Genomic DNA, 24,906 nt, shown 5'->3' on the forward strand with positions numbered 1-24,906 from the left:
TCCTGTCGTGTGGCACATGACGCACGACTTGCTCACGACCTGGCGCCCCCTGCTCGCCCTGCTCGCCGCGGAGGCGTCCGCCGAGGCCGGGGCCGCCGGAACCGAGGCGGGCGACCTCGAACAGGCGGTCTGGCTCCGCCTCCTGGAGCGCCTCGACACGAACGGCCCTCCGCCCGACCCCGAGCGCTGGCTGCGCCGCGCCGTCCGCTCCGAGGCGCGCCGAGGCCGCCGTACCACCCGGCTCGAACGGCCGTACGAGATCGAACCCGTCGCCGACCGCGAGGACGGCCCGGAGCAGCTCGCCCTCGCCGCCGCCCGCCGCCGCGCCCTGCGGGACGCGGTGCGCCGCCTCCCCGGCCGCTGCCCCGGTCTGCTGGAGGCGCTGCTCTCCCCGAGAGACCTCACATACCGGGAGATCGCGGGGGAGTTGGGTATCTCACAGGGCAGTCTTGGGCCGGAACGCTCCAAATGCCTGGGATGTCTGCGCCGATTGCTCACACCGGAGGTTGCGGGGCGGGGAGCACGGGGATAGGAGTGAGGGACAACAGGCGACAGGTGAGCGGGAGGCGTGCACACATGGGCATGAGCGTGACCATCTCCGAGGCGACCGACCAGGACGTCGAGCAGATCTTCAGGCTGCAGTACCTGTGCTTCCAGAGCGAGGCCGCGCTGTACGGCAACTACCGCATCGACCCGCTGGTCCAGACCCTCGACTCCGTACGTACGGAGGTCGCCGAGGACTGCGTCTTCGTCGCCCGGCTCGGCGACGAGGTCGTCGGCTCGGTGCGCGGCACCATCACCGAGGACGGCGCCGCCGCCATCGGCAAGCTCTGCGTCCACCCCCGCCTCCAGGGCCACGGCATCGGCGCCCGCCTGCTGCGCGCCGCCGAGTCCGCCCTCGCCGAACAGCGCGGTGCCGTGACGTTCCGCCTCCACACCGGCCACCGCAGCGAGAGCAACCTCAACCTGTACCGCAAGGTCGGCTACCAGGCGGTGGGCACCTCCCAGGGCGCCGACGGGGTACCGATGATCGTCCTGGAGAAGCAGGGCACCTACGCCGCGACGGCCTAGGCTTCCTGGACCGCCGCCCCGGACCGCGCCCTGCGCAGCCAGTACAGGGCCGAGACAGGCAGCAGCACCGGGATGAACAGGTAGCCCATGCCGTACTCCGACCACACGGTGGCGTCGGGGAAGGCGGACGGGTCGGCCAGGGTCCAGGTGCCGACCACCAGCACGCCCACCAGCTCGGCGGCGCAGCACACCACCGCCGCCCGCCGGGCCGTCTCCCCGCCGCGCACCAGTGTGTAGGTGATGAAGCCGTAGACCAGCCCCGCCAGCGCCGACAGCGAGTAGGCGAGCGGGGCCCGGTCGAACTCGGTGGCGATCTGGTAGACGGAGCGCGACACCGCGCCGACCACCATCACCCCGTACAGCCACACCAGCAGCATCCCCGGCCCGCTGATCAGCCGCGTGCCGTCGCTCCGTGCCGCGGTCATCTCAGCCTCCCCAGATGTCGTAGAGCCGCACCTGGAGCACGGCCAGCACCACACCGCCCGCGGCCACCGTCACCGAGCCCCACCGGGTGCGCTCCGCCAGCGACATGAACCCGGCCGCCGGGACGCACAGGAACGACCCCACCAGATACGACACGAAGATGGCCGTGCCCTGCTCCGGCTCCTCGCCCCGCGCCAGCTGCACGGTCCCGACCACCAGCTGGACCAGCGCCAGCACGCTGACCACGGCCATCCCGATGAAATGCCAGTCCTTCGTCGGCTGGTCGCGGTAGGCGGCCCAGCCGCACCAGGCGGCGAGCAGCAGCGCGGCGACGGCGGTCACCACGGTCAGGGCTACAAGCATGCAGTGACCTTATTACGGGCCTGAACACCCGCTGCCGCCGCCCCCGGGGGCGGTCGCCGGGTCCGTGGCGTCCGCCACAGTCCGTCCAGCATCCGGACTGCGATGTCCGGTCGGTGCCATACGTCTGCTTTACTGATCGCATGACCACGACGAGCTGCCGCACCCTTGCGACCGAGGCGACCATGACGCCCGGTGCTCGTTGTATGTGTCGAATGTGCGCCTTCTAGAGGGCCCCCGCACCACCCCCTGAGCCTCGCGCCCCGAAGCGAGCCGCCGCCCCGGCATGTCCGTACGGCCCATCCCGTACGTGGAGCGTGCCGCCGCGCGCACTCAGGCCTTCTGCCACGGCATCCCCTTGCACCCGCACCCGGGCACACCCACGCCCGCGTACTCGACAGTGACGGATACCCACGTGATCACCACCTCGGGCCTCACCAAGGTCTACCGCTCCCGCGGCCGTGAGGTCACCGCCCTCGACGGCGTCGACCTGCACGTCCGCGAAGGCGAGGTCTACGGCGTCATCGGCCAGTCCGGCGCCGGGAAGTCCTCGCTCATCCGCTGCGTCAACCTCCTCGAACACCCCACCTCCGGCACCGTGACCGTCGCCGGCCGGGACCTCACCGCGCTCGCCGGGCGCGGCCCGCGCGCCGGGCGTGAGCTGCGGCAGGCGCGCAGCCGGATCGGCATGGTCTTCCAGCACTTCAACCTGCTGTCCTCGCGGACCGTCCAGGACAACGTCGAGCTGCCGCTGGAGATCCTCGGCAAGTCGGGGAAGGAACGTTCCCGCAAGGCGCTGGAGCTGCTCGACCTGGTCGGCCTCGCCGACAAGGCGAAGGCCTACCCGGCCCAGCTCTCCGGCGGCCAGAAGCAGCGCGTCGGCATCGCCCGCGCCCTCGCCGGGGACCCCGAGGTGCTCCTCTCCGACGAGGCCACGAGCGCCCTCGACCCCGAGACCACCCGCTCGATCCTGACCCTGCTGCGCGACCTCAACCGCCAGCTCGGTCTGACCGTCCTGCTCATCACGCACGAGATGGACGTCGTCAAGAGCATCTGCGACTCGGCCGCCCTGATGGAGAAGGGCCGCGTCGTCGAGTCCGGCACCGTGAGTGAGCTGCTCGCCACCCCCGGCTCCGAGCTGGCCGCCGCGCTCTTCCCGGTCGGCGGCGAGGCCACCGGCGCCGACCGCACCGTCCTCGACGTCACCTTCCACGGCGAGGCCGCCAGCCAGCCGGTCATCTCCCAGCTGGCCCGCACCTACAACATCGACATATCGATCCTCGGCGCCGCCATCGACACCGTCGGCGGCCTCCAGATCGGCCGGATGCGCCTGGAGCTGCCCGGCCGCTACGAGGACAACGTCGTACCGATCGGCTTCCTGCGCGAACAGGGGCTCCAGATCGATGTCGTGGGCGACGCGCCCGTACTGGTCGAGGAAGGCGCCAAGTGAACTGGTCCGAGATGCAGCCCCTGCTGTCCCAGGCGGGCACCGAGACCCTGGTCATGGTCGGCTGGTCCACCCTGATCGCGGTCGCCGCGGGACTGCCCATCGGCGTCCTGCTCGTCCTCACCGACCGTGGCGGACTGCTGCAGAACACCGTGGTGAACAAGGTCATCGGGCAGATCGTGAACATCGGCCGCTCGATGCCGTTCATCATCCTCATGGTCGCGCTGATGAACTTCACCCGCTGGATCACCGGCACCACCATCGGCAGCGAGGCCGCGATCGTGCCGCTCGCCATCGGCGGCATCCCGTTCTTCGCCCGCCTCGTCGAGACGGCCGTCCGCGAAGTGGACCAGGGGCTCGTCGAGGCCGTCCAGGCGATGGGCGGCAACACCTGGACCATCGTCCGCAAGGTCCTCGTCCCCGAGGCGCTGCCCTCGCTGATCGCCTCCACCACGACCACGGTCATCGCCCTCATCGGCTACTCCGCCATGGCGGGCACGGTCGGCGGCGGCGGCCTCGGCGACCTCGCCGTCCGCTACGGCTACCAGCGCTTCGAGACCGGCCTGATGTGGATCACCGTGGCCGTCCTCGCCGTGGCCATCGCCGTCATCCAGTTCGCCGGTGACTGGGCCGCCCGCTCCCTGCATCGCCGGGGCGCCCGCTCCGGACCGGCCCCGGCCCTGCGCCTGCTGAGGGCGAAGGAGCCCGCGGCGGCCGACGTCGGCAAGGTCGCCTGAGCACCACCCCACCCCCAGACTCCCCGTCCACCCAAGACGGGGCCGCACCACCCCTTCAGGAAAGGCACTTTTCGTGCGTAACACCGCCAAGATCACCGCCGCTGTCCTCGCCACCGGAGCCCTCACCCTCGGGCTCACCGCCTGCGGCTCGGACCAGGACGCCGCCTCCGACCCCTCCGGCCCCCTGGTCGTCGCCGCGACGCCCGTCCCGCACGCCGAGGTCCTCACCTACGTCAAGGACAACCTCGCCGAGAAGGCCGGACTCGACCTGGAGGTGAAGGAGTTCACCGACTACGTCACGCCGAACACGGCGACCGAGGACGGCTCGGTGACCGCCAACTACTTCCAGACCGAGCCCTACCTCGAGGACTTCAACAAGAAGAACGGCACCCACCTGGTGTCCGTCGCCTCGGTCCACCTGGAGCCGCTCGGCCTGTACTCGGAGAAGGCCGACAAGGTCGACGGCCTCAAGGACGGCGCCACCATCGCCGTCCCCAACGACACCGTCACCGAGGCCCGCGCCCTGCAACTGCTGGCCGCCAACGGACTGCTCACCCTCAAGGACGGCGCCGGGACGTCGGCCACCACCGCCGACATCACCGAGAACCCCAGGAACCTCAAGTTCAAGGAGCTGGAGGCGGCCCAGACGCCGCGCTCCCTGAAGGACGTCGACGCCGCGGTCATCAACGGCAACTACGCGCTCGAGGCCGACCTCAAGCCCGCCGAGGACGCCCTCGTCCTGGAGTCCCCCGAGAACAACCCGAACGTCAACCTCCTCGTGGTCAAGGAGGGCGACGAGGACGACCCGCGGGTCAGGAAGCTCGCCGAACTCCTCACCTCCGACGAGGTCAGGAAGTTCATCGAGGACAGCTACGACGGCTCCGTCATCCCCTCGTTCTGACATCCCCGGCCCGGGGTCCGCTCCTGGACAAGGAGCGGACCCCGTGGTGCGGTTGAGTGCTTTCATGCTGCATGCTGGGCAGTTCAGCAGGACCTGACGGCCACGAAGGTTACGGAGCGGCGCATGACGAGCACCTTCCCCAACATCTCCATCAGCACGGAGCGGTTGGTGCTGCGCCCGCTGGACGAGGACGACGTCCCCGCGCTCGCCGACATGATGAACGACGAGCAGGTGGTCGCCTGGACCGACGTCCCCCAGCCCTTCACCGAGGACGGCGCCCGCACCTGGATCACCGGGCACGCCCGCACCGAGCGCGGCTCGGGGCGCGGTCTCGCCCTCGCCGTCACCGAGTTCCTCACCCAGCGCCTGGTCGGTCTCATCCAGCTCACCGCCACCGACTGGCACATCCGCGCCACCCAGCTCTCGTACGTCGTCGCCCCCTGGGCCCGTGGCGAGGGCTACGCCTCCGAGGCCGCGCTCGCCACCGCCGGATGGCTTTTCGGCGACCAGAAGTTCGAACGCGTCGAACTGCGCACCGCCGCCGACAACACCGCCTCCCAGCAGGTCGCCCAGAAGATCGGCTGCATCAGCGAGGGCGTCCTGCGCAACGCCTGTATAGCGCGCACCCGCACCCCGGACGGCGCCTGGACCGAGGTGCGCACCGACTACATCGTCTGGAGCCTGCTCCCCGAGGATCTGGAGGGCGCCGCCGACCCGGGCGGTTTCACCTCCTACTCCGACTGGAACTGACCCCCGGGCCCTATGGCCCCAAGCCGTGGACCGCCCCCACCAGGTACCCTCACGGAGCCCGGCCCTCTCCGGGCGATCCATCCCACGACCTGCGCAAGACCCAGGAGACTGACGACGATGGCCGACCGGGTCACGGTGATCGGCTGGGACGGCTCGCCGCTGACCGCCGCGGCACGCGCCGCCCTGGGCGCCACCACGCTGGTGGCCGGTGCCGCCCACCACCTGGCGCTCCCCGAGGTACCGCCCACCGCCGAACGCATCCGCCTCGGCAGCGTCGCCCTCGCCGCCCGCCGGATCGCCGCCCACCGCGGCACCGCCGTGGTCCTCGCCGACGGCGACCCCGGCTTCTTCGGCGTCGTACGCACCCTGCGCGACCCCGAGTTCGGCCTGGAGGTGGAGGTCGTCCCCGCCGTCTCCTCGGTCGCCGCCGCCTTCGCCCGCGCCGGAATGCCCTGGGACGACGCCCATGTGGTGGTCGCCCACAGGCGCACGCTGCGACGCGCGGTGAATGTATGCCGGGCCCATACGAAGGTGGCGGTGCTCACCTCGCCCGGCGCGGGACCCGCCGAACTGGGCCTGCTCCTCGACGGGATCCACCGCACCTTCGTCATCTGTGAGGAACTCGGCACCCAGCGCGAACAGGTCACCGTCGTCACCTCCGACAAGGCCGCCGACCACACCTGGCGGGACCCCAACGTCGTCATCGTCGTCGGCGGAGCCGTCGCACCCGGCCGCACCGCCGAGGGCGGCGGCTGGATCGCCGGGCGCGACCCCGGCACCGGCCCGCGCGGCTGGACGCTGCCCGCCGAGGAGTACGGCGGCGACCTCGGCGAGGGCGAGACCCAGCCGTTGCGCGCGGCCCAACTCGCCCGCCTCGGACCGCGGACCGGCGACCTCGTCTGGGACATCGGCTGCGGCAGCGGCGCCTTCGCCACCGAGTCCGCGCGCGCCGGAGCCGCCGTCATCGCCGTCGACCGCGACCCCGACGCCTGCGCCCGCACCGTCGCCGCCGCCCGCCGCTTCGGCGTCCAGCTCCAGACCGTCCACGGCACCGCCCCGCACGTCCTGGAGAACCTGCCCGAACCCGACGTCGTACGCATCGGCGGCGGGGGAGCGGCCGTGGTCTCCGCCGTCGCCGACCGCCGCCCCCAGCGCATCGTCACCCACGCCGCCACCCGCGACGCCGCCGAACTCGTCGGCCGCGATCTGTCCGAACACGGGTACGACGTGGAGTGCGCCCTGCTCCAGTCCGTGGAACTGGACACCCGGCACTGGACGGAGAAGGAACGGAGCGTCGCGTTCCTGCTCAGCGGGGTACTTCCGGACCGTCCGGACCGCTCCCCGTGATCTGGTTGTCGTACCGCGCGCGGTAGGCTGGCCGATCGTTGTACCGCACTCGGGCACCCGGCGCTTCGTAGGTCAATGTCCCGAAAACACGCCCCTTTTGGGGTGGGTGTGGTACGGCGGGACCGTGAGGGCGCGCAACGTGGCGCAGTCCACAGCGGGCCGTCGCGGATCAAGCTGTCGCGACGGTGGAACGACCGCGACAATGCCACTCAATGGCTTTGTCGCCTTTTCCGGACGGGCCGTTCGTGCCGCGGGGCACGCACGCTCGTTCTTCACTACGGGACGGTCGGTGCGCCGTTCCGGGTGAGCAGGTCGTAGAGGCACTAACCGATGGGCGAGGGGTACGCATGACCGACACCGGCCAGGTCCCGGGCGAAGGGCTGCCGGAGAACGCAGGCACGGTGGAGCAGCCGGGCGCCGCCGCGCACGGTGCGTACGCCTACCTCTCCGAGAGCCCCGCCGAGGACGAAGACCTCCTGCTGCCGGGCGCCCAGGGCGCCTGGGGGAACGAGGTCCCCCCGCCCGCGCCCGAGCCGGTCGTGGAGGCGGTCCACCAGCCTGGGGCGCATGAGGTGTCCGGGCGGGACAGCGGCTCGGTGGACCTGAGCGGGGTGCGGCTGCATGAGGCGGTGCCCGGGGACGTGGTCGCGGTCGCGGCTGCCGTGCCGATGGCCGGAGAGGTTCCGGTGCCGGTGGCTCCGGTGGCTCCGGTGGTGACAAGCGCCGCGGAGCCGCCCGTGGTGGCCGTGCCCGAGGCTCCGGCGGTCGCTCAGGCGGCGGTTCCGGTGAGCGAGGAGTCGGTGGGGCCGGAAGCCCTTGCCCCGGATGCCCTTGCCCCGGCCCCTGCCCCGGAGGCTCCCGAGGCGGTGGAGCCGGTGGCCATGGAGGTTCCGGACCCGGTGGCACCGGTCGCCGCGGCGACCCCGGTGGCGCCCGTCGCCCCGGCGGTGAGCCCGGAGGCCCCGGCGGCCCAGGCCACTCCCGTCGCCCCCGTCGCCCAGGCGGCGCAGACCGCCCCGGCGCCCCGGCGCCCCCTGCACCTCGGCCCGCCGATCCCGGACGCCTCCGCCAGCCCGGTCCGCTCGCTGGCCGACCGCGGCCCCGCGGGAGCGCCGGTACGGCAGGCCGCCGGTCCGCAGACCAGCGGCCCCGAGTACCTCGACGTCCCGCACCTGCGTGAGATGCCCCCCCAGGGCGCGGCGCCCTGGGGCGCCCAGGGCGCGCAGATGCAGGCCCCGGCCCAGCCGCAGCCGCCGGTCGACGCCGGGGCGTCGCCTGCGGAAACGGTTGTCCCGGCCACGGACGCCCACACCGAGCCGGTCGACGCCGCCCAGGCCGCGGTGGCCCGACTCACCACGGAAGCCGCCGCCGTACCGGCGCCGCAGGCCCCGGAGGCGGAGGCGCCCGCCGCCGAGCCGGTCCCGGAGGCGGTCCAGACACCGGAGGCCGCGCCCGCCGAGGAGCCCCAGCCGACCGAGCCCGCGCCCGCGGCTGAGGCCGAGGTAGAGCCCGCGCCCGTCCAGGTCCTGGAGACCGCGCCCGCACCCGAACCCGTACCGGCCCCGGAAGCCGCCGCACCCGCTGCCGCGCCCGCCCCGGACGCCGCCGCACCCGCTGCCGAGCCCGCCCCCGAGGCGCCGCAGGCCCCGGAACCCGAGCCCGCCGCCGAGGCGCCGCAGGCCCCGGAACCCGAGCCCGCCGCCGAGCCGGAGCCCCAGCAGCCCGCCGCGGACGTGGACCCCGGTCAGCAACTCGCGGAGCCCCTCTCCGGCCCGCAGCTCGCGCCGCCCGCGGAGCAGCCCCAGACCCTGCCCACGGGCCTGCCGGAGCAGCCGCCCGCACCGCTGGACGAGATCGCGGAGCCCGTGGAACCCGTCGGCCCCGTCGGCGAGTTCGTCCAGGTCGACGGCACGGTGCCCACCACCCCGCACCTCGCGCCGACCCCGCCGCACCCCATCGTCCTGCCCCCGCAGGAGCAGCAGCCCGAGCCCGTCGTCGCCACGGTCCCGGCGCCCCGCGAAGCGGACGCCGCCCCCGGACCCGTAGCGGCGGAACCCGCGCAGAACGCCGAGGACCTGGACACCAGGGCCGCCGACCAGGAGGACGGCACGGCCGAAGCGGCACCGGCGGCGCCGTCCGGCCCGGCCGCGCCCCCGTACGACGATGCCGAGCGCGAGGCCGTACTGAAGGTCATGCGCGAGCGCCGCGACATCCGCAACGGCTTCCGCGGCGACCCCATCCCGCACGAGGTGCTGCTGCGCGTCCTGGAGGCCGCCCACACCGCGCCGTCCGTGGGCCACTCGCAGCCCTGGGACTTCGTCGTCATCCGCTCCGCCGAGACCCGGCGCTCGATGCACGAACTGGCCATGCGCCAGCGCGAGGCCTACGCCAAGTCCCTCCCCAAGGGCCGCGCCAAGCAGTTCAAGGAACTGAAGATCGAGGCCATCCTCGACACCCCGGTCAACATCGTCGTCACCGCCGACCCGACCCGCGGTGGCCGTCACACCCTCGGCCGCCACACCCAGCCGCAGATGGCGCCGTACTCCTCCGCCCTCGCGGTCGAGAACCTCTGGCTCGCCGCCCGCGCGGAGGGCCTGGGCGTCGGCTGGGTCAGCTTCTTCGACGAGCGTGAGATGGTGCGGGCGCTGGGGCTGCCGGAGCACCTGGAGGTCGTCGCGTACCTGTGCGTGGGATACGTCGACGAGTTCCCGGACGAGCCCGAGCTGATGCAGGCGGGCTGGTCCAAGCGCCGCCCGCTCTCCTGGGTCGTGCACGAGGAGACGTACGGCCGTCGCGCCCTGCCCGGCGAGGAGCCGCACGACCTGCTCGCGGAGACCGTCGCCCAGATCCGCCCGCTGGACGCCAAGGCGCTCGGCGAGGCCTGGGAGCGGCAGAAGCGGATGACCAAGCCCGCCGGTGCGCTCGGCATGCTGGAGATCATCTCCGCGCAGCTGTCCGGCCTGTCCCGGCAGTGCCCGCCGCCGATCCCGGAACCCGCGGCCGTCGCGATCTTCGCGGGCGACCACGGTGTGCACGCCCAGGGCGTCACCCCCTGGCCGCAGGAGGTGACGGCCCAGATGGTCGCCAACTTCCTCGGCGGGGGAGCGGTCTGCAACGCCTTCGCCAACCAGGTGGGCGCCGAGGTCTGCATCGTGGACGTCGGTGTCGCCGCCGACCTCCCGGCCACCCCGGGTCTGCTGCCCCGCAAGGTGCGCCCCGGCACGGCCGACATGACCACGGGTCCCGCGCTCACCCGCGAGGAGGTCAAGCAGGCCATCGAGGTCGGCATCGACACCGCCCGCGACCTGGTGGCCGCCGGGAACAAGGCCCTGCTCACCGGTGAGATGGGCATCGCCAACACCACCGCGTCCGCCGCCCTGATCTCCGTGTTCACCGGCGCCGACCCGGCCGAGGTCACCGGACGGGGCACCGGCATCAACGACGAGACGCTGGCCCGCAAGACCGAGGTCGTCCGCCGCGCCATCGAGCTGCACCAGCCGGACCCGGCCGACCCCATCGGCGTACTCGCCGCGTTCGGCGGGCTGGAGCACGCCGCGATCGTGGGTCTGCTGCTGGGCGGGGCCTCCCTGCGTACGCCGGTGATCCTCGACGGCGTCAGCGCGGGCGCCGCCGCACTGGTCGCCCGCGCGATCGCACCCGAGGTCCTCGCCGCCTGCATCGCGGGTCACCGCAGCGCCGAGCCCGGCCATGTGGCCGCCCTCAACAAGCTCGGTCTGCGCCCCCTGGTCGACCTCGACCTGCGGCTCGGCGAGGGCACGGGCGCGCTGCTGGCCCTGCCGCTGGTGCAGAGCACGGCCCGGGCGATGCACGAGGTGGCGACGTTCGACTCGGCGGGGGTCACTGAGAAGTAGGCCCGGACCGCCCCTTCCGCGGGGCCCGGGGGCGGAGCCCTCGGTTTCGGGAAGGGGCGGGTTCGGGGAGAGGAAAACCCACCCACCTCGGCCACCCACCGGATCCGCGCATAAAATCCGCACGTCAGGGCCGCTTCAATGCCGCAGTGCGCCCACTGAACCACCGCTGTTCGAGGAGCCGCCCCCTCATGGCCGAACACCCCGCCTACCCCGTAGGCCTCCGCCTCACCGGCCGCCGCGTGGTCGTCCTCGGCGGCGGCCAGGTAGCCCAGCGCCGCCTCCCCGCCCTGATCGCCGCGGGCGCCGACATCCACCTCGTGTCCCCGGGGGCGACGCCCTCCGTCGAGGCCATGGCGGACGCGGGCGAGATCACCTGGTCCCGGCGCCCCTACGCCGAGGGCGACCTCGCCGACGCCTGGTACGCCCTGATCGCCACCGGCGACACCGAGGCCAACACCCGCGCCTCCGCCGAGGCGGAGCGCCACCGCGTCTGGTGCGTCCGCTCCGATGACGCCGACGCGGCCACCGCCTGGACCCCGGCGACCGGCACCAGCGAGGGCGTGACCGTGGCCGTCCTCACCACCAGCGCCAAGGGCCGCGACCCCCGCCACACCGCCGCCATCCGCGACGCGGTCGTTGAGGGCCTGCGCGACGGCACGCTCGTCGCCCCGCACCACCGCACCCGCACCCCGGGCGTCGCCCTGGTCGGCGGCGGCCCCGGCGACCCGGACCTGATCACGGTCCGCGGCCGTCGCCTGCTCGCCGAGGCGGACGTCGTCATCGCCGACCGGCTCGGCCCGCGCGACCTGCTCGCCGAACTCCCGCCGCATGTCGAGGTGATCGACGCGGCGAAGATCCCGTACGGCCGTTTCATGGCCCAGGAGGCCATCAACAACGCGCTGATCGCACACGCCAAGCAGGGCAAGTCCGTGGTACGGCTCAAGGGCGGCGACCCGTTCGTCTTCGGCCGGGGCATGGAGGAGGCACAGGCGCTCGCCGAGGCGGGCATCGCGTGCACGGTCGTACCGGGCATCTCCAGCTCGATCTCCGTGCCCGGCGCGGCGGGCATCCCGGTCACGCATCGCGGGGTGGCCCATGAGTTCACCGTGGTCAGCGGGCATGTCGCTCCCGACGACGAGCGCTCGCTGGTCGACTGGGAGGCGCTCGCGCAGCTCACCGGCACGCTGGTGATCCTGATGGGCGTCGACAAGATCGGCCGGATCGCCGAGACGCTGGTCGCGCACGGCAAGTCCCCCGACACCCCCGTCGCCCTCGTCCAGGAGGGCACCACCGCCGCCCAGCGCCGGGTCGACGCGACCCTGGCGACGGTCGCCGAGACGGTGGTCGCGCGGGAGGTGAAGCCCCCGGCGGTCATCGTCATCGGCGAGGTCGTCGGCGTGGGGCCGGGCACCGTCGCGCCCGCCGCCGAGTAACCGCGGGTAACGGGACCCGTACCGAGCCGTTGGCACCACACCCAGGACAAGGCAGTATCACTCTGTGGCCGATCTCATCACCGTCGAGGACCCCGACGACCCGCGCCTGCGCGACTACACGGGCCTGACCGACGTAGAACTGCGCCGCAAGCGCGAACCCGCCGAGGGGCTGTTCATCGCGGAGGGCGAGAAGGTCATCCGGCGGGCCAAGGACGCCGGGTACGAGATGCGCTCGATGCTGCTCTCGGCGAAGTGGGTCGACGTCATGCGCGACGTCATCGACGAGCTTCCGGCCCCGGTCTACGCGGTCAGCCCCGAACTCGCCGAACAGGTCACCGGCTACCACGTGCACCGCGGCGCCCTCGCCTCCATGCAGCGCAAACCGCTGCCGACGGCGGCCGAACTCCTGCAGACCGCCCGCCGGGTCGTGATCATGGAGTCGGTCAACGACCACACCAACATCGGCGCGATCTTCCGCTCCGCGGCGGCGCTCGGCATGGACGCGGTGCTGCTGTCGCCCGACTGCGCCGACCCGCTGTACCGCCGTAGCGTCAAGGTCTCCATGGGCGCCGTCTTCTCCGTGCCCTACGCCCGTCTGGAGACCTGGCCCAAGGGCCTGGAGTCGGTCCGCGAGGCGGGCTTCACACTGCTCGCCCTCACCCCCGACGAGAAGGCCAGACCCCTCGACGAGGCCGCCCCGCACTGTATGGACCGGGTCGCGCTCATGCTCGGCGCGGAGGGCGACGGGCTGTCCACGCAGGCGCTGGTCGCCGCCGACGAGTGGGTGCGCATCCCGATGGCCCACGGCGTCGACTCGCTCAACGTGGGCGCGGCGGCGGCCGTGGCGTTCTACGCGGTGGCTACGGGGCGGCCGGAGCTGTAGGCACGGCCTCTTCGTGCGTCTGCCCATGGCGGTGGCCGTCGCCGCCCAGGCCCTGTGCCGACTTCTGGCACCCCTGGACCAGGGCGATGCCGAGCGCCACGAGCAGCGTGACGACGACGAACACGAACAGCCGCTGACGCAGCAGCCGCGGGTTGGCGGGACGTCGGCCGCCGGTCCCCGTGCCGGGGTTGCGGGAGGTCGGGCGGCCCGATCCGCCGCGGGGGGCGGTGGAGCGGCCCGTGGTGCCGGGGCGGGCGGTGTTGCGGGACGTGTTCCGGGCGGTGTTGCGGCCGGTCGGGGTGTTCCGCTGGGACGGGGACGGCGGCTGGGAGCTCCTGGGGGCGGGCGCGCCGCCGGTTCGCGCCGGGCCGCGCGACGGGGTCGCGCCGCGGGGTGCGGGGGTGCTGCCGGGCGGCTGCGGGCGTCGCTGGGTGCGCTGCTGGTCCGGGTAGGTGTCGGCGAACCGGCTCGTGGGGCGGTCGGCCTCGGCGCTGCGGGGGGCGGGCGGGCGTCCGTCGAGCAGGATCTGGGTCTCCCGCGCGGAGATCTCCTTCAGCCGCAGGGAGAGGTCGAGGGTGGTGGGCCGCTCCTCGGGGTCCTTGGCCAGGCAGGCCCGGACCAGCGGCGCGAGCGCGTCCGGTACGCCGTGCAGGTGCGGCTCCTCGTGCACCACGCGGTACAGCATCACCTCGGAGCTGCCGTGCCCGAAGGGCGAGTCGCCGGTCGAGGCGTAGGCGAGCGTGGCGCCGAGCGAGAACACGTCCGTGGCCGGGGTGACCGTGGCGCCGCGCACCTGCTCGGGGGCGAGGAAGCCGGGGGAGCCGACCGCGGTGCCGACGTGCGTGAGGGTGGAGGCGCCGGTCGCCCAGGCGATGCCGAAGTCGATGATCCTGGGGCCCTTGGGGGACAGCAGGATGTTCGACGGCTTCAGGTCCCGGTGGACGACCCCGGCCTCGTGCACGGCGACCAGGCCCTCGGAGAGGGCGGCGCCCACCGCGGCGACGTCAGCGGCGACCAGGGGGCCGCCGTCGGCGACCTTGTCGTGCAGCGAGGGACCGGGCACGTACTGCGTGGCGAACCACGGGCGGTCGGCCTCCAGGTCGGCGGCGACCAGGCGCGCGGTGCAGCCCCCGCGGATGCGGCGGGCGGCGGAGACCTCGCGCGCGAAGCGCGACCGGAACTCCTGGTCCTCCGCCAGGTCCGGGCGGATCACCTTCAGCGCGACCCGCTGCCCCTTCTTGTCGGAGCCCAGGTAGACAACGCCCATCCCGCCCGCGCCGAGCCGTCTGTGAAGCCTGAACGAGCCGACGACGCGCGGGTCCTCGCGCCTCAGGCGCATCATCGCCATGTTCATCCCCGCTGCCCGGTCCGTGTGACGAGCCACAGCTTACGTTTCCACGGGCGCCCGCGCGCAGAGGCCGCGCCCTCTTCGACGATGGATTGTCAGTGCCGGGTGGGAGACTTGAGGAGTGGTCAGGGAGCCTGCGGGCAGGGCGGCTTGCGGGTGCGGGTGATCCCAACCGTCCGTCAGAGGAGGGGGATTGGTCCTGTGAAGGGTGACCGGGTGGAGATAGTCGTGGACGCCGGTGACACCACCCGTACGTATGAGGTGGTGGCGAGCAGGGCGGGCCGCAGGGTGGAGACGGTGGTGCGACGGGGGGTGGTCGAAGTGAGCGAAGTCACGCGTCGGGGGACGGTGGTGCGGACGGCCCGCTTCATGGCGAACCGGGTGCTGGCGCTGGTCGAACAGCCGGTACCGCGCCAGCCCCTCCGGGAAGACCCCGAGACCTAGGTCGACTTCTCCAACCAGGGGAGTAGGCGGCGGGGCGTGGCTCATCCTCCGGGAGGCCCGCCAATCGGTACGAGGGCATGACGTGCGGTGGACGCCGCGCGCCTAGATTTGAGGTCAAGCGGCGGGTGCAGCACTCGTCCCCCGAGGTCAGACACCCGCCGCTGCAGACAACATCCGATCGAGGTCAGGAGAGGGACCATGGCCCACACAGCGTCGCGGACGGTCGTCCGCGGGCGGGGTCGCCGCCATCCGCTGGTGGCGACACTCATGGCCCTTCCCCTGGCGGTCCTGCTCCTCGTCGTCTTCGACGGCTGGGAGACAGTGACCCTACAGGCGTCGTCCGTGGGCGAGATGCTGGGGCGCTGAGCGGCGACCCCAGGCCCGGAAGAGCGGTCCGGGCGGGGACATCCACCCATAACCCCGTGGGGACGGGGGTGCGGCGGACGGCAACAATGCGGGCGCAGCTGGGGAGCTGCGCCCGCATTACTTTTACGCGCGGGGTGCCTGCGGCGGCTTGCCGGTGCGGCGCCTTGCGCCGGGGGCGGGTGGGGGCCACGCCGGAGGTGCCCGTAGTGGGGCCGTGCCTCATCAGTTGTGCAACGCCTGTGGGCCGCACCTATCAGCGCCCTTGCTGGCAGCCGCCGTACCCGCCGTAGCTTGCTGGCAGCCGCCGTACTCGCCGTAGCTTGCTGGCAGCCGCCGTATCTGCGGTAGCCGCGGGCAGTCGTGCCGCTGGGGCGATGGGGGTCCCCTGACCGAGCGAAGTCGAGAGCTGGGGGAGGGGCCGCAGCGGCACCCCGCGGCGCCGGGCCGCACGACTCACCGCCGCGCCCGCACCCCACCCGCGCGGGTGGGGTGCGGGATCCGCCCCCGGCCAGCCCTCACGCCGGGCGCCCCCAACCCCGCCGACCACCCCCACGTACCCTCACGGACGGAGAGGAGCGCCCGTTGACACAGACGCCCCTGGCGGTCGCGCTGACCGTCAGAGCCGCCGCGGAGGCACACGCACGCACCCCCGCCTGCCCCTGCGGAGCGACCGGCACGCTGGCCCACCGCCCAGACGCCACCGTCGTCCGGCACGCGGAAACGGTCGCCAAGGCACACGCCCCCGGCACCAAGGCCAGCGACCTCACCCCCCGCCTCCACACGGCCGACGCCCTCCCCGCCCTGCTCCTCCCCCCACTCACCCCGACGCCGGTCCCCCTGCACGACCGCCTCGTCACGTTCTGGCCGTACGGCACCCCCGTGGACCCGGAAGACCCGGACGCGGCCCCCTGGGAGGCCGCCGCCACCCTCCTCGCCCACCTGCACCGCACCCCACCCCCGACCCTCCTGCCCCCGATGCGCGGCCCGGAGAAGGCCGCCCAGGCCGTGGCCCGACTCAAGGGCCAGGACAGCACCGCCACCGCGACCGTGGAGCGGGCCTGGGTCACGCTCCCGCCCTGGGCCCGCGCCGAGAGCCCCATGCCGGACACCACCACCCTGTGCCACGGCGACCTGCACCTCGGACAGCTCGTCCGGCACCCCACCCCGGACGGCCCCTGGCGCCTCATCGACGTCGACGACCTGGGCGTGGGCGTCCCGGCCTGGGACCTCGCCCGTCCCGCCGCCTGGTACGCGTGCGGCATCCTCCCGCCCGAGGAGTGGGACCGCTTCCTGACCGCCTACCGCGCGGCCGGAGGCCCGGCCGTCCCACCGGACGGCGACCCCTGGCCCGACCTGGACGTCCCCGCCCGCGCCCTCACCGTGCAGAGCGCGGCCCGGGCACTGGTGAAGGCGGGGGAGGCCGGGCGTGCGCTGGACGACGTAGAGCAGGCCCTCGTCGACGCCTGTGACCGTATGGCCGCCGTCCCCCCGGAGTTGACCCCGCACCGGGCGAAGTAGTGTGCAACCGACCACAGCCGGACAGAGTCTGTCCTGGCGATAACCGAAGCAGGACCGACCGGCGAGGAGTTGACCCGACCATGCAGTGTCCGAAGTGCCACGGGCAGATGAACACGTACAACCGGAATGGTGTCCAGATAGAGCAGTGCAACAACTGCCGGGGCATTTTTCTCGATTACGGCGAACTCGAGGCGCTGACCCGTCTGGAGTCCCAGTGGACCCAGCCCGCCCCGCCGCCCCCGGCCGCCCCGCAGGCATACCCGGCGCAGCCCGCCCCCCAGGCGTATCCGGCCCAGCCCGCCCCCCAGGCGTACCCGGCCCAGTCCGCCCCGGCCTGGGGCGCCCCGCACGGTGGCCACCACGGCCGCCGCGGCAAGAAGGGCTTCGGACACATGCTGTTCAGCAGCTGAGCGGTACGGACATGAGAAAACCCCCGGCCGCGGGGTGCGGCTGGGGGCTTCGGTGTGTGGACGATACTGGGATTGAACCAGTGACCTCTTCCGTGTCAGGGAAGCGCTCTCCCGCTGAGCTAATCGTCCTCGGGGTGCGATCGGCCGCTACGAGGAGAAACCGATCGTGTGTGCTGCGTGCGCGATACTGGGATTGAACCAGTGACCTCTTCCGTGTCAGGGAAGCGCTCTCCCGCTGAGCTAATCGCGCGGGGGATCCGGAGATCCAGTGGACGATACTGGGATTGAACCAGTGACCTCTTCCGTGTCAGGGAAGCGCTCTCCCGCTGAGCTAATCGTCCTTGGAGGTGGAGACGGGATTTGAACCCGTGTAGACGGCTTTGCAGGCCGTTGCCTCGCCTCTCGGCCACTCCACCAGGAGTGTAGGGGACCGGGAAGATCCCCCGCGTTCCTTCGAGCGGACGACGAGGTTCGAACTCGCGACCTCAACCTTGGCAAGGTTGCGCTCTACCAACTGAGCTACGTCCGCCTGTCGTTTCGGTCGGCGCTTCCGCGTCCCGGCGACGTGTTGAACTCTAGCGGATTCCGGGGCCAGTACAAAAACGCGTTTGTGCAGCGTGCTGCGTTGCACCTGCGGGGAGGCCAGGTCCGGGCAGGTGGCGGGAGAGGGCCGGGCCGTCCCCGAGGTGGCCGCCCTAGACTCGACAGCGTGCTCGACCTCCCTCCCCTCGCCCGCTTCGGTGACCGTCTGGCCACCGGTCTCCTCGACGTCACGGACGATCCCGCCGCCCTCGACTCCGACGGCTTCTGGGCCGTCTGCGCGGACTTCGAGGGGCGTCTGACCTGCGCTCGCTTCGCCGAGGTCCGCGAGGAGCCGGTGCCCGCGCCCGTGCCGGGAGCATGGCGCGGACCGGCGGCCGGTGACTGGTCGTCGTCCCTCGACCGCGCCGCGTACACCGCGGGCGTACGGCGGATCCGTGAGCACATCGCGGCCGGTGAGGTCTACCAGGCCAACCTCTGCCGGGTGCTGTCGGCACCCATGGCGCCCGGCGCCGACATGGACGCGCTGACCGCACTGCTGGCACGCGGCAACCCGGCACCGTACGCGGGAACGATTCGGCTGCCCGGTCACGGGGTGGAGATCGCCACCGCGTCGCCTGAGCTGTTCCTGCGCCGGGACGGGCGGGTCGTGGAGTCCGGACCGATCAAGGGCACCGGGCGGACCGAGGCGGACCTGCTGCAGAAGGACTACGCCGAGAACGTGATGATCGTCGACCTGGTGCGCAATGACATCGGGCGCGTGTGTGAGACCGGCAGCGTGACCGTGCCCGATCTGTGTGCCGTGGAGAAGCATCCGGGGCTCGTTCATCTCGTGTCCACGGTGCGGGGTGAGCTGCGGGCCGACGCCGGGTGGGCCGAACTGCTGGCCGCCGCCTTTCCGCCCGGGTCGGTCACCGGGGCGCCGAAGTCGAGCGCGCTGCGGATCATCGACGCCCTGGAGACCGCGCCGCGCGGACCCTACTGCGGCGGCATCGGCTGGGTGGACGCCGACCGGGGCGTGGGCGAGCTGGCCGTCGGCATACGCACCTTCTGGCTCGACCGGGGGGAAGCCGCGCTGCGTTTCGGGACCGGCGCGGGGATCACCTGGGGATCGGACCCCGAGGGGGAGTGGCGCGAGACCGAGCTGAAGGCGTCCCGGCTGCTCGCGGTAGCGTCGGGGACGTACTCGGGGACGTACGAGGACAGTGGAGAGGGACTCTGACGTGAAGATATGGCTCGACGGCGGACTGCAGGACCTTGAGGCCGCCCGTGTCTCCGTCTTCGACCACGGGCTCACCGTGGGCGACGGCATCTTCGAGACCGTGAAGGCCGTCGACGGGCGGCCGTTCGCCCTCACCCGGCACCTCGACCGGCTGACGCGCTCCGCCCGCGGCCTCGGCCTGCCCGACCCCGACCACGACGAGGTCCGCCGCGCCTGTGCCGCCGTCCTCGAGGCCAACCCGATGCCGCTGGGACGACTGCGCATCACGTACACCGGCGGGCACGGTCCGCTCGGTTCCGACCGTGGCGAGCACGGCCCGACGCTGGTGGTGGCGGTCGGGGCGACCGTACGGCGGCCCGACTCCACGGCCGTGATCACCGTGCCCTGGACGCGCAACGAGCGTGGCGCCCTGACGGGGCTGAAGACCACCTCCTACGCCGAGAACGTCGTCGCCCTCGCCCGTGCCCACCAAGAGGGCGCTTCCGAGGCGCTGTTCGGCAACACGGTGGGGCGCCTGTGCGAGGGCACCGGGTCCAACGTCTTCGTCGTCCTCGACGGTGAGATCCACACTCCGCCGGTCGCCTCCGGGTGCCTGGCGGGCATCACGCGCGCGCTCGTCGCCGAGTGGACCGGCGCCAAGGAGACCGACCTGCCGCTGGACGTGCTGGAGCGGGCCGAGGAGATCTTCCTGACGTCGACCCTGCGGGACGTACAGGCCGTGCACCGCGTCGACGGGAGGGAACTGGCCGGTGTCCCGGGGCCGGTGACCGCCAAGGCCATGCGCGTCTTCGAGGAGCGGGCCGGGGACGACCTCGATCCCTGAGGCCTGGCGAAACCCGGCTGACTGGGGGGACGGCATCGGGTAGAACACCCCTGATGACCACGACCCTGCGGCCGACCGAGCCGCTTCAGCGCGCCGCCGACGGGACCCGTTCACGCCGCTACCAGGTGTGCGTGAACAGCAGGCCCGTCGGGGTGATCCACCTGGGCGACTCGCCCACCCTCGGTGCCGCCGTGGCCCGGATCCGCGGCCTGCACATCGAGGAGCCGGACCGGCGCCGCGGCCGGGGCACGGTGGCCGCGCTCGCCGCGGAGGAGGTGGCGCGCGGCTGGGGCTGCCGACAGATCGAGGCCGCCGTCCCCGCGGACGCCACCGCCGGGCTGCGCCTTTTCGAGAGCCTCGGCTACGTCCCGCGCAGCCGGGGCATGGAGAAACGACTCGGCGCCGTCCCGCCCGAACTGCCCGCCGGGAGCGTCGGGCGGCCCATGTCCGAGGCGGAGTTCGGGCCCTGGTACGCGCATGAGGTGGAGCAGTACGTCCGTGCGTGGACGGAACGGGGCGTGCCCGAGGCCGACGCCCGCGCCAAGGCCCGGCGCGATCACGACAAGCTGCGGCAGGGACTCGCCAGCGAGAACATGGTCTTCAGCGTCCTGGAGCACGAGGGCACCCGGGTGGGCACCCTGTGGGTGGCGCTGGAGGAGGAGAGCGCCTACGTCTTCGACGTCGAGGCCGACGCCGCCCATCGCGGCCGCGGGCACGGCCGCACGCTGATGCTGCTGGCGGAGGCGCAGGCCGTCGCCGCGGGGAAGGCGGTCCTGGGGCTCAACGTGTTCGCCGGGAACGTCCCGGCCGAGCGGCTGTACGAGTCGCTCGGGTACGAGACCCAGGGGCGCGTCCTGTACAAGCCGCTGCTCTGAGCCGTGGACGGGTGCCTGGTCGCGGGTGCCTCGTTGCGGGTGCCCGGCGCGGGTGGCTGGTCGTCGGTGCCCGGTCGTGGGTGCCGGGTCGTGGGTGCCCGGTCGCGTGGCCGGGTGCGTCCCCGGTTAGCGCTCGGCGAGCAGGCGGTCCGCGATCTCCTCGATGCGCTCCCGCAGGCCCTCCTGGCTCTTGCCGCCGTCGAGACGTTCGCCGCCGATGACGTACGTGGGGGTGCCGGTGATCCCGATCGCCTTGCCCTCGGCCTGGTCGGCGTCCACGATCAGGATGTGCCGACCGTCGATCAGAGCGGTGTCGAACTCCTCGGCGTCCAGACCGAGTTCCCCGGCGATCTCGACCAGGAAGGGTTCTCCCTTACGGTCCAGCTCCTCGACCCGGCCCAGCACCGCCTCGACGTACGCCCAGCCCTGCCCCTGCTCCGCGGCCTCCTCGGCGGCCTGGGCGGCGGCGAAGGCGTGCTTGTGCTTCTCCAGCGGGAAGTGCCGCAGCCGCAGTTCCAGACGGTCGCCGTAGCGGGCGCGCAGGGCGCGGATGTCGTCCAGGGCGCTACGGCAGTCCGGGCACTGGAGTTCGCACCAGACGTCCAGGACGGGGGCGGGGGAGGAGTCGTTCATGCGCCCAGTCTCCCAGCCCCTGGTCGCGCGGCCCAAACGGGACCCTGACAGCTCCGGCGGGGTGGGCGGTCAGGGACCCGTGAGGGTACGGCGGTGACCGGCACCTGCGGAGGAGACGACCCGGAGATGTCCCTGATGTCCGGCCGGAGCATGGCCTGGCGGGGGGCGGGCGGTGCAGGATGGAAGGGGCGAAGCACCCGCTGCCCGACCGAGCCCGCCTGGAGGACCGGATGATTGCCGAGACCGTCTGTTCCGCTGTCGCCGCGGCGGGCCTGGGCATCGCCGCGGTCACCGCCTACCGCAAGCGATTCCTCGCGGCGGCCCGTATCGCCGCCTACTCCCTCGTGCCGCTCGGCCTGGTCATGACCGGCATCGTGGAATGGGCCGCCGACACCGCCTTCAGCCCCACGGCCTGGGCCGGTTTCGGGGTGCTCGGCGGAGCCTGGGCGCTGTTCGCCACCACCCGCGCCGTGGAGCGCCGCCGCGGAGGCACCCGCGGGGAGCGCAAGGCCGCCCGGGCGGCGGCCCGGAGCGGAGCCGTGGAGCCGAGCGCCTCGGCGCCCTCCCTGGGCGCGGGCACCCGCCAGACGGCGCGACCCCAGACCGGGGGCGGGTCCAAGTCCCGTGCGGACTCCGGGGACGACTTCAGCGACATCGAGGCCATCCTCAAGAAGCACGGCATATGAGGCCGCAGGGCATATGAAGCCCGGCATATGACGCCCGCCTGAGCTGAGTGTGGGCAGGTCGGGCTGTCACGGATTCCAGCGAACTCCCCCGGGAAGTGGGCGTGTTGATCGCGTAGGAGGTGGTGGTTACGTCATCATCGCCGCGAGATGCTGGACACTACCCAGAGCGATGCCGCGCCGCCTCAGGACGAGCCGCGTGGATGCCTCTTCGCCCTTTCCCAGCCACCGCTCATGATCTTCCTTGCGGTGATCGGGTGTCTGCTGCTTACAGCCGCGTTGCACGATCTGCTGTTGCTGTAAGCCGTACCCGCGGCCCCCGGCGCCACCCGCCGGGGCCCGCGTCGACGGTCACCCGTCGGTCCAGCGTCCGTCCGCCGGTGTCCTCGCCCGCTCAGCTCGCCGCTTCCTTGCGGCGGGCCCGGTAGGCGGCCACATGGAGACGGTTTCCGCAGGTGCGGCTGTCGCAGTAGCGGCGGGAGCGGTTGCGGGAGAGGTCGACGAAGGCGCGTCGGCAGTCCGGGGCCTCGCAGCGCCGCAGCCGCTCGCGCTCCCCGGCGACCACGAAGAAGGCCAGCGCCATCCCGCAGTCGGCCGCCAGATGGTCGGCGACCGAGGCGCCCGGTGCGAAGTAGTGCACATGCCAGTCGTAGCCGTCGTGGTCCGTGAGCTGGGGTGTGGTGCCCGCGGCGGCGACCAGATCATTGATCATCCCGGCCGCGACGCGGGAGTCCGAGGCCGCGAAGATCCCGGCGAACCGGCTGCGGATCTTGCGCACCGCGGAGAGATCGAACTCCGAGAGCACACCGACATCGCTGATTTCGTGCGTTCGTACGAACTCTTCGAGCGCGGCGACGTCCGGCAGCGCGTCCGGAGTCGCATCGTCCTCCGGCGAGGTGTTCACCAGATCCACCACGGTGTCGAGGGCGCACCGGGTGTCGTGGGTGATCAGCACGTTTTGCTCCCTGGCCTGGTGGACGGGCGGGCGCCCGCCGATGCTGGCCGATGGTAGTGGCTTCCGGACGTGCCGTACCGGTCCGGATCCGCTCCGGCCTGTGGTTGCCGTTACAACGCCAGGGGCGCGGCCGTGGTTCCCCGAGCGCGCCAGGGGCGCGGAGCGGCTCCCCCGGGCGCGACAAAGGCGGGGCGTGGCTCTCCGGGGCGCGACAAGGGCGGGGCCTAGTTCTCCGGGGCGTGGCAAGGGGTGGGGCGCGGCCTTTCCGGGCGTACGCGCACCGGCGCCGTCGGCCGCGGTGGTCCGCGGCGCGACGGCGCCGGTGTGTGCCGTATGCGGTTGTCCTGGCCCGAGCCGTCTCCCCGAGTGGACGGCGCCGGGCGGCTTGGTGGGGGCTGCCCTCCTGGCTTTCCTGGCTTTCCTAGCTTTCCGCCAGGATGTGCGACAGCTCCTGGTCGAGGTCGAAGTGCCGGTGTTCCGTGCCGGGGGGCACAGCGGCGTCGGTTCGCTTGAGGAACGACTCCAGGGCCCGCGCCGGGGCCTCGAGCAGGGCCTCGCCCTCCGGGGAGCTGAGGGCGATGCACACGACGCCCTGACCGTGACTGCGCGACGGCCAGACGCGGACGTCGCCGGTGCCGGTGGGACGGTGAAGCCCTTCGGCGAGGAGGTCGCGGGCGAACACCCACTCGACGGTCTCCTCGGCTCCGGTGTGGAAGGTGGCGTGCACGGCGTAGGGGTCGGCCGTGTCGTACCGCAGGCCTGCGGGGACAGGCAGGGAGGACTCGCTCGACACAACGAGGCGCAGGTGCAGCTCGCAGCTGACCGTGGTGTTCATAAGCGCCAGGGCCTTTCGCTCAGTGTGCGCTCGGGGATTCGCACGTCGGCGAAATCGACATGCCACCTACGGTGCCGTTGTAAACCCCTCTGAGGGTTTTGCGTGGCTTTACGTAACTCTTCCGGCGGAGAACCCGTTCGCCGGGTACGACCATTTCGGTGACGGGAATCATTCCGGTAGGGTTTGGCCGTATGAACACGGGGAGTGACGAGCCGGGCGAGGTCGCCGTGGCGTCGGGAGAGATGAAAGTGGATGGTGCGCAGGAGGAGCGCGCGCTCGGTTCACGGGCGCCGGCGTTCATCAAGGCGCGCCGTGTGCTGCATCTGAGTTGGCAGGTCGGCGTCTTCATCGTCGGTCTGGCGGTGGTGGTCACCGGGGTGATCATGCTGCCGTTGCCCGGACCGGGCTGGGTGGTGATCTTCGGCGGCATGGCGATCTGGGCGACCGAGTTCGTCTGGGCCCAGCTGGTGCTGCGCTGGACCAAGCGCAAGGTCACCGAGGCCGCCCAGCGGGCCCTTGATCCCAAGGTGCGGCGGCGGAACATCATCCTGACGTCGATCGGCCTGGTGATCGTGGCCGTGCTCGTCGGGGTCTATCTGTGGAAGTTCGGGTTCGAGATGCCGTGGAAGATCAAGGATCAGTGATCCACGGGTGCGGAAGGGCGTCCGGCGTGGGGCGGCACTGACGGCGGTGCCGGTCACAGGCACCTCCTGACATGCGGTAATGTTCTTCCTGCGCCCGGGCGATTAGCTCAGTGGGAGAGCGCTTCGTTCACACCGAAGAGGTCACTGGTTCGAACCCAGTATCGCCCACCCGGAACACCGGCCCGCCTGCGATAACCGCAGGCGGGCCGGTGTCGTCTCGCCGCGGGGATGGTTCTGTACGTCTCCCGCTCTGGGCGCATTGGCGACCCTCGCGGCCCCGGGGCCGTTGCGCTCGCCAGCTCGCCAGCTCGCCAGCTCGCCAGCTCGCCAGCTCGCCAGCTCGCCAGCTCGCCAGCTCGCCAGCTCGCCAGCTCGCCAGCTCGCCA

At 72.6% G+C, this 24,906-nt stretch carries 25 protein-coding genes and 6 tRNA genes; 20 read left to right on the plus strand and 11 right to left on the minus strand.

Translation table 11 applies throughout. From position 1 onward, the window contains the following. The first annotated feature begins 16 nt into the window (after positions 1–16). Entirely contained in the window at positions 17–532 is a 516-nt protein-coding gene (locus ACFVQG_RS23185; RefSeq protein WP_383386518.1) for an RNA polymerase sigma factor, read from the plus strand. 44 nt (positions 533–576) lie between these two features. After that, positions 577–1,071, plus strand: coding sequence for a GNAT family N-acetyltransferase (locus tag ACFVQG_RS23190; RefSeq protein ID WP_383386520.1), 495 nt, complete (start codon positions 577–579; stop codon positions 1,069–1,071). Here ACFVQG_RS23190 and ACFVQG_RS23195 read toward each other — a convergent pair. Together ACFVQG_RS23195 and ACFVQG_RS23200 are read right to left on the minus strand one after the other, a co-directional pair. Beyond that, positions 1,068–1,496, minus strand: coding sequence for a hypothetical protein (locus tag ACFVQG_RS23195; protein ID WP_383386523.1), 429 nt, complete (start codon positions 1,494–1,496; stop codon positions 1,068–1,070). The genes ACFVQG_RS23190 and ACFVQG_RS23195 overlap by 4 nt on opposite strands. Before the next feature lies 1 nt (position 1,497). Next, on the minus strand, positions 1,498–1,857 hold the full coding sequence (locus tag ACFVQG_RS23200; RefSeq protein ID WP_383386526.1) for a hypothetical protein: 360 nt from the start codon (positions 1,855–1,857) through the stop codon (positions 1,498–1,500). A 412-nt stretch (positions 1,858–2,269) separates the two neighbouring features. Here ACFVQG_RS23200 and ACFVQG_RS23205 point away from each other — a divergent pair, with 412 nt between their 5' ends. The 8 genes from ACFVQG_RS23205 (at position 2,270) to ACFVQG_RS23240 (ending at position 13,224) form a co-directional block, all read left to right on the plus strand. Beyond that, the gene (locus ACFVQG_RS23205; RefSeq protein ID WP_383386529.1) at positions 2,270–3,304 is read left to right on the plus strand and encodes a methionine ABC transporter ATP-binding protein; all 1,035 of its coding nucleotides are present in this window, start codon (positions 2,270–2,272) and stop codon (positions 3,302–3,304) included. Next, positions 3,301–4,038: a methionine ABC transporter permease gene (locus ACFVQG_RS23210; RefSeq protein WP_383386532.1), complete on the plus strand. Its 738-nt coding sequence runs from the start codon at positions 3,301–3,303 to the stop codon at positions 4,036–4,038. Before ACFVQG_RS23205 ends, ACFVQG_RS23210 begins: the two co-directional genes overlap by 4 nt. A 73-nt stretch (positions 4,039–4,111) precedes the next feature. Beyond that, entirely contained in the window at positions 4,112–4,939 is an 828-nt protein-coding gene (locus ACFVQG_RS23215) for a MetQ/NlpA family ABC transporter substrate-binding protein (RefSeq protein WP_383386535.1), read from the plus strand. 123 nt (positions 4,940–5,062) lie between these two features. Continuing rightward, a complete protein-coding gene (locus ACFVQG_RS23220; protein ID WP_383386538.1) occupies positions 5,063–5,689 on the plus strand; it encodes a GNAT family N-acetyltransferase in 627 nt (208 codons plus the stop codon). Between the two features lie 117 nt (positions 5,690–5,806). Then, complete coding sequence (gene cbiE, locus ACFVQG_RS23225; protein WP_383386541.1) at positions 5,807–7,036, plus strand: precorrin-6y C5,15-methyltransferase (decarboxylating) subunit CbiE; 1,230 nt, start codon at positions 5,807–5,809, stop codon at positions 7,034–7,036. 347 nt (positions 7,037–7,383) lie between these two features. Further along, positions 7,384–10,908, plus strand: coding sequence for a nicotinate-nucleotide--dimethylbenzimidazole phosphoribosyltransferase (cobT, locus tag ACFVQG_RS23230; protein ID WP_383386544.1), 3,525 nt, complete (start codon positions 7,384–7,386; stop codon positions 10,906–10,908). Positions 10,909–11,096: 188 nt separating this feature from the next. Continuing rightward, the gene (gene cobA / locus ACFVQG_RS23235; protein WP_383386547.1) at positions 11,097–12,341 is read left to right on the plus strand and encodes a uroporphyrinogen-III C-methyltransferase; all 1,245 of its coding nucleotides are present in this window, start codon (positions 11,097–11,099) and stop codon (positions 12,339–12,341) included. Positions 12,342–12,405: 64 nt separating this feature from the next. Next, entirely contained in the window at positions 12,406–13,224 is an 819-nt protein-coding gene (locus ACFVQG_RS23240) for a TrmH family RNA methyltransferase (protein ID WP_383386550.1), read from the plus strand. Here the strand turns inward: ACFVQG_RS23240 and ACFVQG_RS23245 are convergent. Next, positions 13,202–14,578, minus strand: coding sequence for a serine/threonine-protein kinase (locus ACFVQG_RS23245; protein WP_383387073.1), 1,377 nt, complete (start codon positions 14,576–14,578; stop codon positions 13,202–13,204). The two genes, ACFVQG_RS23240 and ACFVQG_RS23245, sit on opposite strands and share 23 nt — an antisense overlap. Positions 14,579–14,773: 195 nt before the next feature. Between ACFVQG_RS23245 and ACFVQG_RS23250 the strand changes: the two genes are divergently transcribed. From ACFVQG_RS23250 to ACFVQG_RS23265, 4 genes are all read left to right on the plus strand, one after another. Continuing rightward, positions 14,774–15,016 (plus strand): hypothetical protein, encoded by a 243-nt coding sequence (locus ACFVQG_RS23250; RefSeq protein WP_383386553.1) that lies wholly within the window; start codon positions 14,774–14,776, stop codon positions 15,014–15,016. Between the two features lie 198 nt (positions 15,017–15,214). After that, entirely contained in the window at positions 15,215–15,382 is a 168-nt protein-coding gene (locus ACFVQG_RS23255) for a hypothetical protein (RefSeq protein WP_383386556.1), read from the plus strand. A gap of 582 nt (positions 15,383–15,964) precedes the next feature. Further along, complete coding sequence (locus tag ACFVQG_RS23260; protein WP_383386558.1) at positions 15,965–16,900, plus strand: phosphotransferase; 936 nt, start codon at positions 15,965–15,967, stop codon at positions 16,898–16,900. A gap of 80 nt (positions 16,901–16,980) precedes the next feature. Continuing rightward, positions 16,981–17,310 (plus strand): zf-TFIIB domain-containing protein, encoded by a 330-nt coding sequence (locus ACFVQG_RS23265; protein WP_383386561.1) that lies wholly within the window; start codon positions 16,981–16,983, stop codon positions 17,308–17,310. Between the two features lie 57 nt (positions 17,311–17,367). On the opposite strand, the gene ACFVQG_RS23270 is transcribed toward ACFVQG_RS23265, so the two are convergent. From ACFVQG_RS23270 to ACFVQG_RS23290, 5 genes are all read right to left on the minus strand, one after another. Further along, positions 17,368–17,439, minus strand: a tRNA-Val gene (locus ACFVQG_RS23270). Positions 17,440–17,488: 49 nt separating this feature from the next. Further along, positions 17,489–17,560, minus strand: a tRNA-Val gene (locus ACFVQG_RS23275). A 19-nt stretch (positions 17,561–17,579) separates the two neighbouring features. Next, a tRNA-Val gene (locus ACFVQG_RS23280) sits at positions 17,580–17,651 on the minus strand. Position 17,652: 1 nt separating this feature from the next. Further along, positions 17,653–17,726 (minus strand) — tRNA-Cys (locus ACFVQG_RS23285). A 40-nt stretch (positions 17,727–17,766) separates the two neighbouring features. Next, positions 17,767–17,839, minus strand: a tRNA-Gly gene (locus tag ACFVQG_RS23290). A gap of 180 nt (positions 17,840–18,019) precedes the next feature. Between ACFVQG_RS23290 and ACFVQG_RS23295 the strand changes: the two genes are divergently transcribed. From ACFVQG_RS23295 to ACFVQG_RS23305, 3 genes are read left to right on the plus strand one after another with little or no spacing between them, the layout of a single operon-like run. Continuing rightward, complete coding sequence (locus ACFVQG_RS23295; RefSeq protein ID WP_383386564.1) at positions 18,020–19,072, plus strand: chorismate-binding protein; 1,053 nt, start codon at positions 18,020–18,022, stop codon at positions 19,070–19,072. 1 nt (position 19,073) lies between these two features. Then, positions 19,074–19,895: an aminotransferase class IV gene (locus tag ACFVQG_RS23300; RefSeq protein ID WP_383386567.1), complete on the plus strand. Its 822-nt coding sequence runs from the start codon at positions 19,074–19,076 to the stop codon at positions 19,893–19,895. Positions 19,896–19,948: 53 nt separating this feature from the next. Next, entirely contained in the window at positions 19,949–20,770 is an 822-nt protein-coding gene (locus tag ACFVQG_RS23305; protein ID WP_383386570.1) for a GNAT family N-acetyltransferase, read from the plus strand. Between the two features lie 126 nt (positions 20,771–20,896). Here the strand turns inward: ACFVQG_RS23305 and ACFVQG_RS23310 are convergent, their stop codons facing one another. After that, entirely contained in the window at positions 20,897–21,403 is a 507-nt protein-coding gene (locus ACFVQG_RS23310) for a DsbA family protein (protein ID WP_383386573.1), read from the minus strand. Positions 21,404–21,633: 230 nt separating this feature from the next. Here ACFVQG_RS23310 and ACFVQG_RS23315 point away from each other — a divergent pair, with 230 nt between their 5' ends. Next, entirely contained in the window at positions 21,634–22,089 is a 456-nt protein-coding gene (locus ACFVQG_RS23315; protein WP_383386576.1) for a hypothetical protein, read from the plus strand. A gap of 391 nt (positions 22,090–22,480) precedes the next feature. Here the strand turns inward: ACFVQG_RS23315 and ACFVQG_RS23320 are convergent, their stop codons facing one another. Next, positions 22,481–23,041, minus strand: a complete 561-nt coding sequence (locus ACFVQG_RS23320; protein WP_383386579.1) for a CGNR zinc finger domain-containing protein — start codon at positions 23,039–23,041, stop codon at positions 22,481–22,483. Positions 23,042–23,462: 421 nt separating this feature from the next. After that, positions 23,463–23,876 carry an SsgA family sporulation/cell division regulator gene (locus tag ACFVQG_RS23325; RefSeq protein WP_004002642.1) on the minus strand — a complete coding sequence of 138 codons (414 nt, stop codon included), beginning with the start codon at positions 23,874–23,876 and terminating at the stop codon, positions 23,463–23,465. Positions 23,877–24,067: 191 nt separating this feature from the next. On the opposite strand from ACFVQG_RS23325, the gene ACFVQG_RS23330 reads away from it, so the two are divergent. Both ACFVQG_RS23330 and ACFVQG_RS23335 read left to right on the plus strand, forming a co-directional pair. Then, positions 24,068–24,520 carry a TIGR02611 family protein gene (locus ACFVQG_RS23330; protein ID WP_383386582.1) on the plus strand — a complete coding sequence of 151 codons (453 nt, stop codon included), beginning with the start codon at positions 24,068–24,070 and terminating at the stop codon, positions 24,518–24,520. Between the two features lie 96 nt (positions 24,521–24,616). Next, positions 24,617–24,688, plus strand: a tRNA-Val gene (locus ACFVQG_RS23335). Positions 24,689–24,906 lie beyond the last annotated feature (218 nt).

The organism is Streptomyces sp. NPDC057877, assembly GCF_042796855.1.
In the GTDB taxonomy this organism is placed as follows: domain Bacteria; phylum Actinomycetota; class Actinomycetes; order Streptomycetales; family Streptomycetaceae; genus Streptomyces.

Excerpts from the sequence above, each read along its gene's own strand:
- ACFVQG_RS23185 (WP_383386518.1), top strand. The coding sequence starts at position 17 with ATGACGCACGACTTGCTCACGACCTGGCGCCCCCTGCTCGCCCTGCTC.
- ACFVQG_RS23190 (WP_383386520.1), top strand. The coding sequence starts at position 577 with ATGGGCATGAGCGTGACCATCTCCGAGGCGACCGACCAGGACGTCGAG.
- ACFVQG_RS23195 (WP_383386523.1), bottom strand. The coding sequence starts at position 1,496 with ATGACCGCGGCACGGAGCGACGGCACGCGGCTGATCAGCGGGCCGGGG.
- ACFVQG_RS23200 (WP_383386526.1), bottom strand. The coding sequence starts at position 1,857 with ATGCTTGTAGCCCTGACCGTGGTGACCGCCGTCGCCGCGCTGCTGCTC.
- ACFVQG_RS23220 (WP_383386538.1), top strand. The coding sequence starts at position 5,063 with ATGACGAGCACCTTCCCCAACATCTCCATCAGCACGGAGCGGTTGGTG.
- cbiE (WP_383386541.1), top strand. The coding sequence starts at position 5,807 with ATGGCCGACCGGGTCACGGTGATCGGCTGGGACGGCTCGCCGCTGACC.
- cobT (WP_383386544.1), top strand. The coding sequence starts at position 7,384 with ATGACCGACACCGGCCAGGTCCCGGGCGAAGGGCTGCCGGAGAACGCA.
- cobA (WP_383386547.1), top strand. The coding sequence starts at position 11,097 with ATGGCCGAACACCCCGCCTACCCCGTAGGCCTCCGCCTCACCGGCCGC.
- ACFVQG_RS23245 (WP_383387073.1), bottom strand. The coding sequence starts at position 14,578 with ATGAACATGGCGATGATGCGCCTGAGGCGCGAGGACCCGCGCGTCGTC.
- ACFVQG_RS23255 (WP_383386556.1), top strand. The coding sequence starts at position 15,215 with ATGGCCCACACAGCGTCGCGGACGGTCGTCCGCGGGCGGGGTCGCCGC.
- ACFVQG_RS23265 (WP_383386561.1), top strand. The coding sequence starts at position 16,981 with ATGCAGTGTCCGAAGTGCCACGGGCAGATGAACACGTACAACCGGAAT.
- ACFVQG_RS23305 (WP_383386570.1), top strand. The coding sequence starts at position 19,949 with ATGACCACGACCCTGCGGCCGACCGAGCCGCTTCAGCGCGCCGCCGAC.
- ACFVQG_RS23310 (WP_383386573.1), bottom strand. The coding sequence starts at position 21,403 with ATGAACGACTCCTCCCCCGCCCCCGTCCTGGACGTCTGGTGCGAACTC.
- ACFVQG_RS23315 (WP_383386576.1), top strand. The coding sequence starts at position 21,634 with ATGATTGCCGAGACCGTCTGTTCCGCTGTCGCCGCGGCGGGCCTGGGC.
- ACFVQG_RS23325 (WP_004002642.1), bottom strand. The coding sequence starts at position 23,876 with ATGAACACCACGGTCAGCTGCGAGCTGCACCTGCGCCTCGTTGTGTCG.
- ACFVQG_RS23330 (WP_383386582.1), top strand. The coding sequence starts at position 24,068 with ATGAACACGGGGAGTGACGAGCCGGGCGAGGTCGCCGTGGCGTCGGGA.